This window comes from Snodgrassella sp. B3882, assembly GCF_026535915.1.
Classification (GTDB): Bacteria; Pseudomonadota; Gammaproteobacteria; order Burkholderiales; family Neisseriaceae; genus Snodgrassella.
In genome coordinates this window covers 790,884-806,111 of sequence record NZ_JAFNPF010000001.1, presented here as the reverse complement: position 1 = coordinate 806,111, position 15,228 = coordinate 790,884, and the positions used below count along the sequence as shown (strand labels likewise).

Below are 15,228 nucleotides of genomic sequence, written 5' to 3'. Positions count from 1 at the left end.
AAGTTCTTACCCTAAGCCCTATTATGCTGAAAGCATACCGGATTTCATCAGCCACTCGATATATTTTTTTCCACTATTGATGAGCTCGTCTTTGGTCATCGCATAGCCTGCTTCCGGTTCGTTATTGGCCCCATAAACGGCAAAGATTGACTGGTAATCAGCTTGAATATAATTCATGGTTAATTCAAAGGGTTTTAGCAGTTCTGCTAATGTAACGCCGTATTTTCCAGTTTTGGCATAATCACTTTCTCTGATCCCAGCACTGACCGCTAAGCCTATTTTTTTATTTTTCAATTTGTAGCTGTGATTGCCATACGCCCAACCATAAGTTAAAACATCATCTAACCATTTTTTTAATAAGGGTGGGCAATTAAACCAATAAATGGGAAACTGTAAAACAACATGGCTACTTTCTTCCAGTAGTTTTTGTTCAAAAGCGACATCAATGTTTCCATTAGGATAGTGCGCATAAAGATTATGTATTGTGAGTTTATCTTCATAAGTTTGAAGTTGCTCTAACCAATAACGGTTAACTGTTGAGGTATCCAAATTGGGATGGGCGACAATAATCAGTGTTTTGTTCATGTTCAATTTCTCAATGTCAATTTATCAAGGTGTGCTAACGTTTTTACGCAAAAATTAATGATCTTGATTAATTTAAGTTTACATGCATTTTGCTCTTTGGGGATTATTATCGATAAATAATTTATAAGCCTTTAATTTTATTTATCAATCTAGATACAACATAAAATTACAATCCCATGTTAATTAAACAGAATGATTTAACATGATCAATCTGATCTATTAAAATTGTGATTCAAGCCCCTTGAAGTTTTTGCAATGACAAATAATGAGTACTAAGCTTTAAGTATTGAAAGATCCACACTACAATGTTAGACCCATTTGAAGATTTTCTCTGTCTCGATCTACCTAAAGTTTTCCACGGGACGCTTTAAAATTTTAGACTTACTGCTGGGTCGGTTATATGTATTTATCAGTTATTGCTATCGCTTGTGGAGCTGCATTCGGTGCCATTTTAAGATGGCTACTGGCTATCAGTTTGAACACTTTGCATTCGGCTATACCCTATGGCACGTTGGCGGCGAACTGGGTAGGAGCCTATCTTGCTGGTATGGCAGCCACTTTTTTAACTCATTACATTGATATTGCGCCGCAATGGCGCTTACTGATCATTACGGGATTTCTTGGTGGGTTGACCACTTTTTCGAGCTTTTCTCTTGAAGCAGTCCAATTATTACAATCACATCGTTGGGGATTGGCTTTAACCCACACGCTGTTGCATACGGGGGGTTCAATCCTGCTAACCATACTGGGCATGCTCAGCATGCAGTGGCTACTCAAATAAATTCAACGCAGAATATTTTTTTAAATCATCTATCAGTAGGATGGACTTAAAATAGAGTTTTACCCGTTTGTTTATTCTGCAATAATATACCGAATAATGACTCTTTTGTCCCTTTAGGATTTGCAAACGAAAACCCAAGATGATCTGAAAAAAGTCTCATTAGCCATGATGCTTTAACCATCTATGGGTTGGTCTGGTGTGTCGAGTATCAGCTGATAAAATGCTGCATTCAGCCAGTGCCCAAATTTAAAACCAATCTGTGCTAAAGTCCCGGCGTGGGTAAAACCTAACTGTTCATGTAAGGCGATACTGCCACCATTATCAGCATCAATGACGCCAACTAAAACATGTTTACCGGCTGCTCGAGCACGGATGATCAATTCATCCATCAGTTTTTTTGCCAATCCCTGCCGTCGGTGATCTTTGTGCACATACACACTGTGTTCAATGGTATATTTATTGGCGGGATAATCACGAAATGCGCCCCATGAAGCAAAAGCCAATAATTTTCCTTGGTCATCCACTATACCGATCACTGGACAATGTTGTGCCTGTTTTTTGGCAAACCAGTGTTTCATTGATTCTGGTGGACGTGGATGATAATCATACAAAGCAGTAGAATGGACTATGGCGTCATTAAATAAGGCCAATATGGCTGCAGCATGTTCTGCCTCATTGCAGTCTATCAAATGTGTATTGTTGGTTTGTGCTTTGCTCATGTTTGTAACGCCCCTATAAAAAAGACTGCCATAAATAGGCAGTCTTGTATCGTTAAATCAAGCCTTTTTTGGTCAAATAACCTTCATAATCACCCAGATAATATTCGAAGCCACCTTCACCATCCAATTCGATGATTTGTGTCGCCAGACTGGATACAAATTGACGGTCATGGGAAACAAATATCAAGGTGCCTGGAAATTTTTCCAGCGCCATGTTTAACGCTTCGATGCTTTCCATGTCCATATGGTTGGTTGGTTCATCCATGATCATGACATTAGGTTCTTGCAAAATCAGTTTACCATACAGCATGCGTCCTTTTTCCCCACCGGATAATACCTGAACTTGTTTGCCCACTTCATTGCTACCAAACAGCAAGCGTCCCAGCGTACCACGAATGACTTGTTCATCGTCGCCTTCTTTGCCCCACTGACGCATCCAGTCGGTTAATGTTGCCGGTTTATCAAAATCATTTTCATGATCCTGCGGGTAATATCCCACTTGGGCTTTTTCTGCCCATTTGATTGTTCCAGCGTCAGCCTTAATGCCTTCGGCATATTCTTCTTGATATGCTCCAGCCAACAGTTTCAGCAAGGTAGACTTACCTGCACCATTTGGACCAATGATCGCCAGACGCTCACCGGCATCAAGCATAAAACTCAGATTTTTGAACAATTGCTTATCAAAACGTTTCGATAAGCCTTCCACTTCCAATGCCTGACGGTGAAGCTTTTTCTTATCGTCATAGTTAAAGCGAATAAACGGACTTTGGCGACTAGAAGGCTTAACTTCTACCATATCTGCTTTAATTTTATCAGCCAGCTTGGCACGACTGGTTGCTTGACGAGCTTTAGATTTATTGGCAGAAAAACGCGCCACAAATTCCTGTAGCTCTTGTAGTTTTTCCTTGGCTTTAGCATTGTCTTTCAGTGTTCGCTCACGCGCTTGGGTTGAAGCCAGCATATAGTCATCATAATTACCCGGATATAGCGTTATACCACCATAGTCCACGTCAGCCATATAGGTACACACTTCGTTCAAAAAGTGGCGGTCATGGGAAATAATAATCATGGTTGATTCGTAGCTGTTCAATACTTCTTCCAGCCAGCGAATGGTATTAATATCCAGATTATTGGTTGGCTCATCTAATAATAAAACATCTGGCTTGGAAAACAGTGCCTGCGCCAACAAAACACGCAGTTTAAAGCCCGGTGCCACTTCGCTCATGGTTGCATTGTGCAGATGTTCATCAATGCCAACACCAGCCAATAATTCTGCGGCACGTGCTTCAGCGGTATATCCATCATATTCGGCAAATTTGGCTTCCAACTCAGCCGCATGCATGTAATCATCTTCACTTGCCTCAGGATTGGCGTAAATGGCATCACGTTCAGTCATGGCTGCCCACATTTCTGTGTGCCCCATCATCACCACATCCAATACACGCATGTCTTCATAGGCGAACTGATCCTGACGCAGCTTACCCAGACGCATACCGTGATCGATGGCGACTTCTCCACTGGTCGGTTCTAAATCCCCACCCAGTATCTTCATAAAGGTAGATTTACCTGAACCGTTGGCACCAATCAGACCATAACGATGGCCACCACCAAACTTCACTGATACATTTTCAAATAATGGCTTTGCGCCAAATTGCATCGTAATATTATTGGTACTGATCACAGAAGTGATTCCTTATAAAATCATGACAAAATAGGCTAATTTTAACACAAGGTGGTCATAAAATTCGGAAAACCGGTGTTTATCGATTACAATAAAGCCATAATAATTGTAAATGAAACGCTTTCCTGAATTGAGTGCTACCTGCATTATGCCCAAACTGACCCTCAAGCTAATTGTGTTGTTAATGACCGGAGGCGTAATTGCCGGTCTAGTCGGTATCGCGCTAATCACTTTGCTGCACCAAATTCAGCAGGCAGTTTATGCTATCAGCCGCACAGATGGCGTTACTTTCCGTATCATGGTAGAACAAACTAGCGGTATTCACCGTTTTTTGGCACTACTGAGTTGTGGTGTCATTGGTGGTTTAGGCTGGTGGCTGATGCATCGTTTTTTACCCAAGCTGGTTGAGATTAAAAAAGCCATCAGCTCTGCAGCCACACCATTGCCCTTTTGCACAACCTTATTGCATGGTTTGCTGCAAATTGTCACGGTAGGCATGGGATCACCGTTAGGTAGAGAAAGTGCACCGCGTGAAATCAGCTCAGCACTCATGGAACAATGCATTCGTCGCCTGCACCTCAGCAGCGACGAGCGCAAACTATTACTCGCCTGCACGGCTGCTGCCGGTTTGGCAGCGGTATTTGATGTTCCACTTGCTGGTGCACTTTTTGCGTTAGAAACTTTGCTTATCAGTTTTCATTTCACTGCCGTGATTGCTGCTCTTATCTGCTGCACCATAGCGGCATGGGTGGGTAGTCTTGCTCTAGGTGGGATGCCTACCTATCATTTACCTGAGCTCCACTTGAATCAGGCCTTATTGTTATGGGCGGTGTTATTGGGTCCCATCATTGCCATTAGTTCCTGGCTGCTACAACGACAATTACGCGCCTGCCAACCTAAAAACCGTCAAAATCCTCAGCAGATCTTCATCAGCATTGTTGCATTTAGTCTGATTGGCATGCTCTCGATATGGCTTCCGGAGATATTAGGAAATGGTAAAGCTGGAAATGAACTGAGCTTTGCCGACGCCATCACTTGGCGCTATGCACTGGCACTTTTAATTGGAAAGTGGTTGGCGGTACTGCTCGCCAGTCGTGGCGGTGCTTATGGCGGATTTATTACCCCATCTATGATGTTGGGCAGCATGCTGGCTTTAATATTAGCGTGTTTATGGAATAGCGCGCTTCCTGAAATTTCAACAATCGCCGCATGTATTATCGGCGCCTGTGTTTTTTTGGCAGTACAACAAAAAATGCCTGTCACGGCTATTGTCTTCATTGTGGAAATTACTGAGGTTACGCCGCACATCATCATGCCTATCATGCTCTGCCTGCTCTCGGCACTGCCCACTCAGACCTATTTACAGAAAATATCATCTTCATAGCAGCAGACGAATCCATTCCCTTTTTTTTCCTGCTAAAAATCGCATTTCAGGCTAATAACTTGTACCCAATGTCGGTACTCAGGCTGAATTCAGAGGCATCATTCAGCCCGATTACAGTGATTGATAATGTGCTTCGATTAAATTAAATCGATTTCGGAGAACCTGATCAATCATATCTGCGTTTAGCTTAGCAATACATTAACTTTGGTTGAGCACAAATAATTCATCACTCAGCACCCGCAAAGGCTGCATATTACTTTCTCCTTTGATCACTCGAGACTGATCTGAACGCAAGCAAGCCCCACCATAATGACCGCCTACCGTGAAAGTACATACCTGAACATATTGATCATCTACCTTTGGTAAGCACCATAATTGCTGATAAATATTTTCCTGCTGCGCGAATTGACCATGAGTCATGTCCAAAACCTGCTGTTGATGATCCACCAGCTCAATATTATGACCACATCGCCCTGCTATTGGTTTAACGGCATAGCCTTCCTGAATCAATCGTTCATTTAACTCATAATTAGAATCAAGCAGATAACGATGATTAGGAAACATCGACCACAATACTGGCAAAATCGCTTTATTGCTGGTAATCACCGTCCACAAGGGCTCAAACACCAATATTTCGGGACGCAATAATACATCGATTAAGCGCACTTGATTATCTGGTTGCCCAGTACTCACCGGTAAGGCACTAATCTGTTGTGCATCTTCCTCACGCACCTGTTCCAACACCGTTTCCCAAGCCCATGTTTTCCACACACATTTAACTTCACGACAATCCGCATCGATCAAACGACCATACTGATCCCAATGCAATTCACCCAAGCCACATAAAATCTTACTTTGGTAACCCGCTCGTTTTAACGCCTCTTGCATAAAACGCGCATGATAATTTTCTTCTGCATCTTTATCCTGCATGATGTGGACAAAATCACATGCATCACTGTGCTTCCAGCAATCAATCAAAGCATCTAATAGACCTTCACCTGGATTGGTGCCTGCATTCAAGCCACCTTGATCAGCCCACTTCTGTAGTATCAAACCCGTTTCAGTATGGCAGGAAGCAGAATCAGCATTGTATTCATAAACTTTTAACCCTCGCTCATCCATACAGAAATCCAGTCGACCAGTGATCATTTGATAGCGGCGGTTTTGCCAGGACAAGCGCAGCCTAGGCCACAATATTTCCGGTACATTAAAATTTCTCAATAAACCATCATCTTTGATGACCTTCTCCGTTGCATGCATATACATCAAATGCAACTCATTACTAGCCATAATCAATTCCTGTTCAGCACTGGCTGACATCGTAAAATAACGGTAAGCATTATCTTTACTGACATGGTGTCCATTGGCGGCAACATAAGCCTGTTCAATTGGATCAAGTTCATTAAGCCATTCTTTTTCAAACTGCCCTTTTTGCGGCAAAAAAGCCACGTGAATGGGTCTTAATTCCGCTGCAATTTCAGGCTGAGGTAGGCTGTAAGTTGGGTCATCGGTTTGGATCATCCAGCCTAAAATAGTTGTATCTGGATAAGTATCTTGTAAAAAATATTCACCATTGATCACGGATAAGGGCAATTCACGCGTCCATTGCTGCCCGCTAGGTAAACGGTGTTCTGCTAGATTTTGCTCTACAATACGCACCTTATCACTTAACACCTCTGTAATAATGGCTACATGCCCGGTGTACTCGAATATTCCGCCTTCATCCCAGATCAACAAAGCTCCAGCCTGAGGAATTTTTCTACTACCATTGGCATAAGCTTTTAATGGCAATAACGCTTCGTCAAACACCCGACGCAAGATACGTAATGAAAAAATTTCATATGCCATGCCAACATCAGTGAATACCAGTCCATAATTGATATATAAAAAGCGTCGCGCAAATTCAACACATTGCCACTTATAACCCATGTATTCATGACCGACATAACTTCGATAGGCAGCGTCATCCTTAAACACCGTTTTATCAATATGAGTTTCGTCCGCTGAGTAGATAGCAACTCCTCCTGGCGCAAACCCCAAAAGAGTACCAAAAGGTTCACATTTTTCCAGACATTTCTTTTCCTTCATAGAGATACAAACCCATTAAATTATTAGACTTTTGCATCATAAACCTTTTTAAATCATAGTTATAATTAATTACACTAAGCTAACATTATGGGTTTACGGTATCCCTATCAGCGATATACAATCACCGAAAAATAAATCAGAGAATAAAATAGTCACAACAAGTTTAAGCTTTATTAGCGACAAACGCCTTCAAAGCGGGTCAAACCATCATTAGTGAACTTAACCAGTATAGAAAAATCCCGTGCTTTAATGCCGATATTTTCTATATTGATGTTTACAGCCGAACAAAAAAATGAGGTAATTGTATGCAACTCTATATTTATGATCATTGCACTTATTGTGTGCGAGCCAGAATGATTTTTAGCTTTAGAAATATACCGGTGACATTAGAATACATTCTGAATGATGATGAAGATACACCTAAGAAATTAATTGGGCAAAAAATGGTACCGATACTGGTGAAAGATGATCATACTGCTATGGGTGAAAGTCTGGATATCGTGTCTTACATCGATCAGTTAGCCAGCACCACACCCTTAGACACAAATATTCGTCCAGAAATCAAACAATGGCTAGACACTGTAGACGAGTACCGTAACGATTTGATCGTACCTCGAAGTACCCGCCTGAATCTACCAGAATTCGCTACGCAACAAGCAAGAGATTATTATATTGCGAAAAAAAGCGCCCGTTTTGGCGATTTTCAACAACTGCTGGAAAAAAGTCCTGAACTCATCAACCGTTTACAAAGCGATTTACATCGATTGGCACCATTAATCAAAAGCAATCAAGCTGTTAACGGAACTTTCAGCCTTGAAGATATTCTGCTTTTTCCAATAATCCGCAATCTGACCATGGTAAAAAACATTGAATGGCCTGCTATCGTATTAGATTATTTGCAAACGATGAGTAGTCAAACCAACATCCCCTTGTACCTCGACCGCGCTATTTGATCGATTAACTACAGGTAGGCAGTTTTCTCCAAACTACCTACCTGATACAGATTATGCAGCCATTATCCACGCAAATTCATCTGCTCCTTGAACTCATCATTCTTGTACAAAAGAATATGCTTCTCTCACAGCCATAGCGCAGAGATAATACCTTTATTGAGTATTGGCTGATTACGCCAATCATCTCATCTATAGCTACAAAGCAAATACAGATAGTGCGTATAAAAGCCAATTTGCCAGCTACAGATTAGTAGTCTTGTTCATCATGGGGATTTATTTCATCATTCACAAACTACATAACAACCCACAATAGTTCTGCGCAATTTCCTGAGTCAGCGCGTTCATTTCTCCGATTCCTTCGTATCAACAATCTTCGCTAAACCACAACAATTCACCCCTTTAAAGATACGAGAAGTTATTCTTGCTGAGTGACACTAAAATACTACAACTAGGCAACGCTGATGTAACCAAGAATCCAACAGCTTTTTAACATTTAAATAGCATAAAATAAGAATTATTTTATTAAATTTACATATTAATGCTATTCGAAGTTTTCATTAACTTTCTCCAGCTTATATATATGATATTAATAGAAAAATAAAGATTTAACAGATTAACAAAAACCAAACTAAACCAACATAAGTTTGACAAAGTAAACCTATATCTTACCTATTCAATGCAGCAAGTAGCCTCAGAATGGCATAACCATATTTCAGTAAAATAGTGATTTCAAACTTATTTCACTATCCTAAGATAGTCATCTTGTATATAAAAAAACTAAATACTACAATTAACTTAACTTAAGTATAGATTAACAAAACTAAAATTTATGCTTAAAAATCATAAATAAATATGAGGAAATAAAGATGTCTAAAACCAAAACAGTTTCAGAAGTACTTGTAGATGTCATGATTGAAGCTGGTGTCAGCAACTGCTACGGCATCATTGGAGATACCTTAAATTTCGTTGGTAAAGCGATTGAGAAAAGCAACATCAACTGGATTCATACCCGCCATGAAGAGGCTGCAGCCTTCGCTGCCGGTGCCGAAGCCATGATCACCAACAAATTAACTGCTTGCGCTGGTTCTTGTGGCCCAGGTAGTCTGCATTTAATCAATGGTCTGTACGAATCAAACCGTAACAATGCACCGGTACTGGTCATAGCCAGCCAATTGGCTGCTTCATCCATGGGCACAGGATTTCCACAGGAAGTGGATTTTCTAAAAGTTTATCAGGACACCAGCGTCTATTGTCAAATGGTTAACCAGCCTGATCAAGCGCAGCGTATCTTCACCCAAGCAGCGCAAGCAGCATTAAATAAACGTGGTGTGGCGGTGGTGATTCTGCCTAGCGATATCAGTAAAATGACTGTTGAGGAAAAACCGATCCATATCTGGCGTCCGCAACCAGTGATTAGTCCAAATGACGAGGAAATTAATGCGCTGGCACAATCCATCAATCAAGGTAAAAAAATTACTATTTATGCTGGTATCGGCAGTCAGAACGCCCATGATGAAGTGGTCGCTTTGGCAGAAAAACTAAAAGCGCCAGTAGTTCACACGTCACGCGCCAAAGACAGCATTGCTTATGACAATCCCTATCAGGTGGGAATGACCGGCATGTTTGGCACCAAAGCCGGATACGACGCCATCAAAGATTGCGATACCTTGTTGTTACTGGGCTGTGGCTTTGCCTGGTCAGAATATTATCCACAACATGCCAAAATCATTCAAATCGATCATGATGCCACTCAGCTTGGCTTGCGCCATCCCATCGATTTAGGTTTAGTTGGTGATGTTCAAGCCACCATCAACAAACTTCTACCCCATATTAACGCGCGCACTGATGACAGCTTTTTAAATAAATATACCGCGCTTTTTGCCAAAATCATGGCAAAATTTGAAACATTTGCCGAGCATTTAAATGATAAAAGCCCCATTCATCCGCAACAATTAGTTGAACTGATTGATAAACATGCCAATGATGATGCCTTAATTACCGCAGATGTTGGCACACCCATGCTGTGGGGCGCGCGCTACTTAACCATGAATGGTAAACGACGCTTTCTAACCAGCCTCAAACATGGCACCATGTCAAACGGCATGCCTCAGGCGTACGGATTCCAGAAAGCGTTCCCAAACAGACAAGTGATTTCCCTATCAGGAGATGGTGGATTGGCGATGCTCATGGGTGATCTGTTGACCGCGAAACAGGAAAATTTACCGATTAAAATCGTGGTGTTTAACAACAGCTCATTAAATTTCGTCGAACAGGAGCAAAAAGGTGAAGGTTTAGTCGAAGTTTATGTCGATTTGAAAAATGGTGATTTCAAAACCATTGCTGAAGGCTGTGGCTTTAGCGCACAGACAGTCAGCAAATCTTCTGAACTCGAAAATGCGGTCAAAACATTCCTGTCGACATCTGGACCAGCTTTACTCAATGTCATTATTAGCCCAGATGAACTGATCATGCCCCCAGCAATCAGCTATGAAAATGTTAAAAACATGGTCTGGTATGGTTCCAAAGCCATTCTTGAAGGCAAAGGCAAAGAAGTAATCGACATGATCAAACATAATATTTAAGCATTAGCCGATTTATCGATTGGGCGGATCTGCCCAATCGATAAATACACATTTTTCAATACTCATTCATCTATTCTAAGCCGTAGGTACATTTTTTGCTTATCGTGATAATGATCGATAAATAATTGCTTTCAAAACCGATTAAAGAAAATAATAATCTATTAATGATTTATCAATAAAATTGGTTCCAAACATATTAGATCAATCATCATGACAGTTTTAACCAATCAGCTAATGATCAATCAGTGCGATTAGCTTGGTTGTCACCCATTTATCGTGTTTTCCATCAGCAATTTAAATAATCATACAGAGTGTGATTAATCTTATCACTTAATGTCAGTTTAAAGTCTAACAGCCTCAATCAGCAATCAGAATAAACCAGCTTAAAGGAGCATAAGTGAACACAATACGTTTTGCGTACGCAACGTTGACGTATGTTTTTGTTCACAGCTCCTATAAGACTAATTGATATAACGCAGAAATCTTTGCAGTTGATCATGCAACCACTCAATAAAGTATCGATAACCCTTGATCAAATTACAACCATTACATTTTGCGTATTGCTCGCTTCATGTGGCGATACCACACCCGCTGTTGCCGTTTAGATGGTAATTGATTAGCACCATATTGCCACAAAATAAATTGATCAACTAATGTGGCTATATCGGGCGTTAGCATATTGGCTTCTTCCAACATCTGCTTAATTTCTTGCGGACCATAAGCCAGGATCTCATCTTCTTCGCCCTCAATGATGGTTTTTTTGAGTAGATTAAATCCATCTATTAAAGGAGAAGTATTATTTCGTCCCTGACGCCATACCCAGATCATCAGCGGCAATGAGGTGACAATAATGCCAACTATGATGATAAACAGCACCAACCATGATGGTAGATTTTTTAGGCCAAATTTAGAAAATAGGGTACTTCTCTGCCCTGTGTCATAATTCACCACCCATTGTTGCCAGTAAAACTGACCTTGATCGAATTTTTTCTTAATCCAAGGATATTTGGGGGTTAAATGCTCCGTTTGTTCTGCCGGTAATGCGTTTTCAATTCCACTGTCAACCCTTGTAGCCGATACGGTTCCCGTAGGATCTATCCGCTGCCATAGATTTTTTTCTGCAATCCATATTTCTACCCAAGCATGAGCATCTTTATTGCGAATCTGCCAAAACTGTCCATCAGGATGATATTCACCGCCTTGATAACCGGTAATAATTCTGGCCGGAATGCCCGCAGCACGCGCCAGCCATACCGTGGCATCAGCATAATCCTCACAGAATCCCTCATGGCTGGTAAACAGAAAATAATCAGTGTGATTTGCCTTCTCACCACCCCGCTGCGGAGTCAAGGTATATTGAAAATGTTGCTCACGATAATAAGTTAGAATACGTTGTATAAAATCTTCAGTATTTTTCGATTGCTGCGCCAATTGTTTGGCTAATATCCGTGTTTGTTGATTGATGCCAGCAGGAAGTTCCAAATAAAACCGCCTGAGTGTCGGATTTAAATTTTGTCGTAATTGAGCGGATAAAGAAGAATAAAGATGTATGCGACGTAATCCTTCGCGGCGTTTTTCCAACCTCACCACATTACCAACCTGCCGTGAAATATCAGCTTGACTATCAGCTAATGGCTGATCTAAGGCCGGAACACGTCCATTATCATCTTTAATGGTGATCTCATAGCTAACTAAGCGAGTATCTGCATTTTTTTCCAGTTCACTTCTTTTGGGTAACAAAAGAGTCTGTTTATCTGTATATTGATCATTTACAGCTTTCCATACTCCGTTTTCGTTACGCCCCATTACCAAAACTCGCCAGTAAAGATCAGCAGGTTTGACCGTAACATCCTGCGCAAAAGTCACATTAAAAGCCAGTTCATTGCTTTGAACAAGATGACTGATACTACCGGGATCCATCGTGTCTGACAGCCCGGTCGAGGTGGCAGTCGACGTGGGCGGTATACCCCATAATGGCGTATTTTTTCGCGGTACCACAATAAATAAGATTACCGCCAATGGCAATGACAAAAGCAAGACAACTGCACCTTGCTTGATCGCCGCCTTAGGTTCAATACCCGCCAACAATCCGAGCGAAGAAAGCAGGCAAAATAAAGAGATAATTATCCACGGTGCCATCAGCATATGCTGGTTAAATAACAGAGCACCGCCCATCAAAATGATCTGCGCCAACAATAATACTTGCCAGTCACGTAATGTCTCGCCCTCATAGGCTTTTAAAACCACCATGAGCAAGAGCAATGCCACACCGCCATCACGCCCGATTACAGTGCCGAGTTTATAATAGACCCATCCAGCCGAAACGGCCAATAAAACCACCAACGCCCACAAAGGTAATTTTTTTAAAGTGGTCATTAATAATAGCATTCGCATGATTAATAAAAAGCCGAATGCCACAGAAACCGTGAATGGCAACTCCAATAATAATGGCAAAGCCACCCAGCTAAGCATCAGTAATAATAAGAATTGCGCGCGAACTTTAGGCGTTTTGCGCAAAAAAATAGGATCAGCCAACCACATTACCAAGTTCCTAAAGCTGTTAAACAGTATGTCCGTTGCGCTGTTCCGGCTTCAAAACGCTGATGGGGTAATTCTAAAATATATTTTTCCCCTCTAGCCTCTGCTCTGAGCACTCGAAAACATAGCATACTGGCAAGTTTTTCTTTTGATGTATTAGCAGGATAATTGCGATAGGAAATTAAAGCAGGTTCAACCACAGAACCGCTTTGTTCAAAGTATTTATCCAGCAATTGACCACTTTTTGCATAATGCTTCCATGCGATATATTTCAAAGGCGTGGTATTTTGATGAGGAAGCAAATAAGCTGGATTTTCTCCACTCATGGTAATTTGTACAGTGTCATCACTTTGATCAACACTGGCTACAGGTAAGTCATGCATTAAAGGTGAAGGAAATATAATAATTTCATCATGAAATTCCCAATTTGCTTCTACCATTAACAGACCAAATGGAGCCATACTGGCACCAGCTAATCTGAGCGTGGGTAAATATCCCCGATTTTGTGGCGGTAAGCGCCAGCTAAACTCTCTATTTTCAGGAGTGATGTTCCATAATTGCCAGTCTTTGGCTCGTTCAGTCTCTTCTAAACCGGTACGCAACCATAGCCAGCGACGGCGTTTGCAATCATCACAAGCGCGTAACGTTAAAACGATTTCTCTTTGAGCAAAATATTCTGCCGCTGGAATAATCTCCAGAACCAAACCAGTTAATTGGCGTAGGCCGGCTGCTGCACCAAAAAAAATAATCCCCATCAACCAAAACACCAATGCATAGGCAATATTGACCTGATAGTTAACGGCCATAATCCACAGTAATATACAAGCTATACTGAGCCCCCAGCCTAGTCGTGTGAGGCTAAAACGAACATTCTTCAGACGCAATGCTTGATAGCCATCAATGTGAATTGGCGCAGGTAATTCAGACCACGGCCACATGATCAAGCATCTCGGTTAATACAGTTCTACTGTCTTGCTGACTTTGAATAGGCTGCAATCGATGCGCTGCCACAGCAACCCAAATGGCTTTAACATCTTCAGGCAGAACATGCGCACGGGCATGTACCCATGCATGCGCTTTTGCCGCTCTGACTACGGCTAGACCAGCTCGAGGACTAAGACCAACGGCAAAACGACCAGGAACACGTGTAGCTTGCACCAATCGATAAATATACTCGGCTGCGGCTGGTGAAATAGTCGTTTCCGCGGCTTCAGTTTGCCATTGCTGTAGTATCTTACTATTGGTTATAGGTTTAATTTTCGGAATATATTGGCGACGACCACCACTTAAATAAAGCTGTTTTTCTTCTTTTTCGGCTGGATATCCCATACTCAAACACATCATAAACCGGTCTAACTGTGATTCAGGTAAAGGATAAGTTCCCAATTGCTCTACTGGATTTTGCGTTGCCACCACTAAAAAAGGCTGTGGCAAATGATACGTTTTGCCGTCTACAGAAACTTGCCCTTCCTCCATTGCCTCCAAAAGAGCAGACTGTAGTTTAGGAGAAGCGCGATTTATTTCATCTGCTAATAGAAAAGGATTAAAAACCGGTCCAGGTTGAAAAATGAACTCACCGTTTTGCGGTTGAAAAATATTCACCCCTAACAAATCTGTCGGTAGCATATCGTTAGTAAATTGAACACGTTTATAGCCCATTCCTAACACAGCGGCTAAAGCATGAGCCAAAGTAGTTTTACCCACGCCTGGCACGTCATTCAATAAAACATGTCCGCGAGCAAGTACACAAGTGACAATTTGTTCCAGTAATTGTTGTTTACCCAGAATAAGGGCATTGAGCTGTTTGAATATTGGATCAAGTTTCGGGTTCATCATTATCTATATTTAAAAAACTGGATTTATGTAAATATTAACTATACAATTAAATAATTATCTCAAGCCGCTAGATTCTCCACA

At 41.4% G+C, this 15,228-nt stretch carries 11 protein-coding genes; 4 read left to right on the top strand and 7 right to left on the bottom strand.

The features are described from left to right. Positions 1–21: 21 nt before the first annotated feature. A complete protein-coding gene (locus J3U68_RS03435) occupies positions 22–585 on the bottom strand; it encodes an NAD(P)H-dependent oxidoreductase (RefSeq protein ID WP_267374642.1) in 564 nt (187 codons plus the stop codon). Between the two features lie 400 nt (positions 586–985). Between J3U68_RS03435 and crcB the strand changes: the two genes are divergently transcribed. Further along, positions 986–1,366: a fluoride efflux transporter CrcB gene (gene crcB, locus J3U68_RS03430; protein ID WP_267374640.1), complete on the top strand. Its 381-nt coding sequence runs from the start codon at positions 986–988 to the stop codon at positions 1,364–1,366. A 173-nt stretch (positions 1,367–1,539) separates the two neighbouring features. Here the strand turns inward: crcB and J3U68_RS03425 are convergent, their stop codons facing one another. Further along, positions 1,540–2,085, bottom strand: a complete 546-nt coding sequence (locus J3U68_RS03425; protein ID WP_267374638.1) for a GNAT family N-acetyltransferase — start codon at positions 2,083–2,085, stop codon at positions 1,540–1,542. A gap of 52 nt (positions 2,086–2,137) precedes the next feature. Next, on the bottom strand, positions 2,138–3,766 hold the full coding sequence (locus J3U68_RS03420; RefSeq protein ID WP_267374636.1) for an ABC-F family ATPase: 1,629 nt from the start codon (positions 3,764–3,766) through the stop codon (positions 2,138–2,140). A gap of 112 nt (positions 3,767–3,878) precedes the next feature. Here J3U68_RS03420 and J3U68_RS03415 point away from each other — a divergent pair, with 112 nt between their 5' ends. Further along, a complete protein-coding gene (locus J3U68_RS03415; RefSeq protein WP_267374634.1) occupies positions 3,879–5,150 on the top strand; it encodes a chloride channel protein in 1,272 nt (423 codons plus the stop codon). 198 nt (positions 5,151–5,348) lie between these two features. On the opposite strand, the gene gss is transcribed toward J3U68_RS03415, so the two are convergent. Next, entirely contained in the window at positions 5,349–7,238 is a 1,890-nt protein-coding gene (gss, locus tag J3U68_RS03410; RefSeq protein ID WP_267374631.1) for a bifunctional glutathionylspermidine amidase/synthase, read from the bottom strand. A gap of 305 nt (positions 7,239–7,543) precedes the next feature. Between gss and grxB the strand changes: the two genes are divergently transcribed. Together grxB and J3U68_RS03400 are read left to right on the top strand one after the other, a co-directional pair. Further along, the gene (grxB, locus tag J3U68_RS03405; RefSeq protein ID WP_267374629.1) at positions 7,544–8,191 is read left to right on the top strand and encodes a glutaredoxin 2; all 648 of its coding nucleotides are present in this window, start codon (positions 7,544–7,546) and stop codon (positions 8,189–8,191) included. An 866-nt stretch (positions 8,192–9,057) separates the two neighbouring features. Beyond that, on the top strand, positions 9,058–10,773 hold the full coding sequence (locus J3U68_RS03400; protein ID WP_267374627.1) for a thiamine pyrophosphate-dependent enzyme: 1,716 nt from the start codon (positions 9,058–9,060) through the stop codon (positions 10,771–10,773). Positions 10,774–11,319: 546 nt separating this feature from the next. Here the strand turns inward: J3U68_RS03400 and J3U68_RS03395 are convergent. From J3U68_RS03395 to J3U68_RS03385, 3 genes are read right to left on the bottom strand one after another with little or no spacing between them, the layout of a single operon-like run. Then, positions 11,320–13,314, bottom strand: coding sequence for a DUF3488 and transglutaminase-like domain-containing protein (locus J3U68_RS03395; RefSeq protein WP_267374625.1), 1,995 nt, complete (start codon positions 13,312–13,314; stop codon positions 11,320–11,322). Further along, positions 13,314–14,249, bottom strand: coding sequence for a hypothetical protein (locus J3U68_RS03390; RefSeq protein WP_267374623.1), 936 nt, complete (start codon positions 14,247–14,249; stop codon positions 13,314–13,316). Before J3U68_RS03390 ends, J3U68_RS03395 begins: the two co-directional genes overlap by 1 nt. Beyond that, positions 14,233–15,144, bottom strand: a complete 912-nt coding sequence (locus tag J3U68_RS03385) for an AAA family ATPase (RefSeq protein ID WP_267374621.1) — start codon at positions 15,142–15,144, stop codon at positions 14,233–14,235. Before J3U68_RS03385 ends, J3U68_RS03390 begins: the two co-directional genes overlap by 17 nt. Positions 15,145–15,228: the final 84 nt, after the last annotated feature.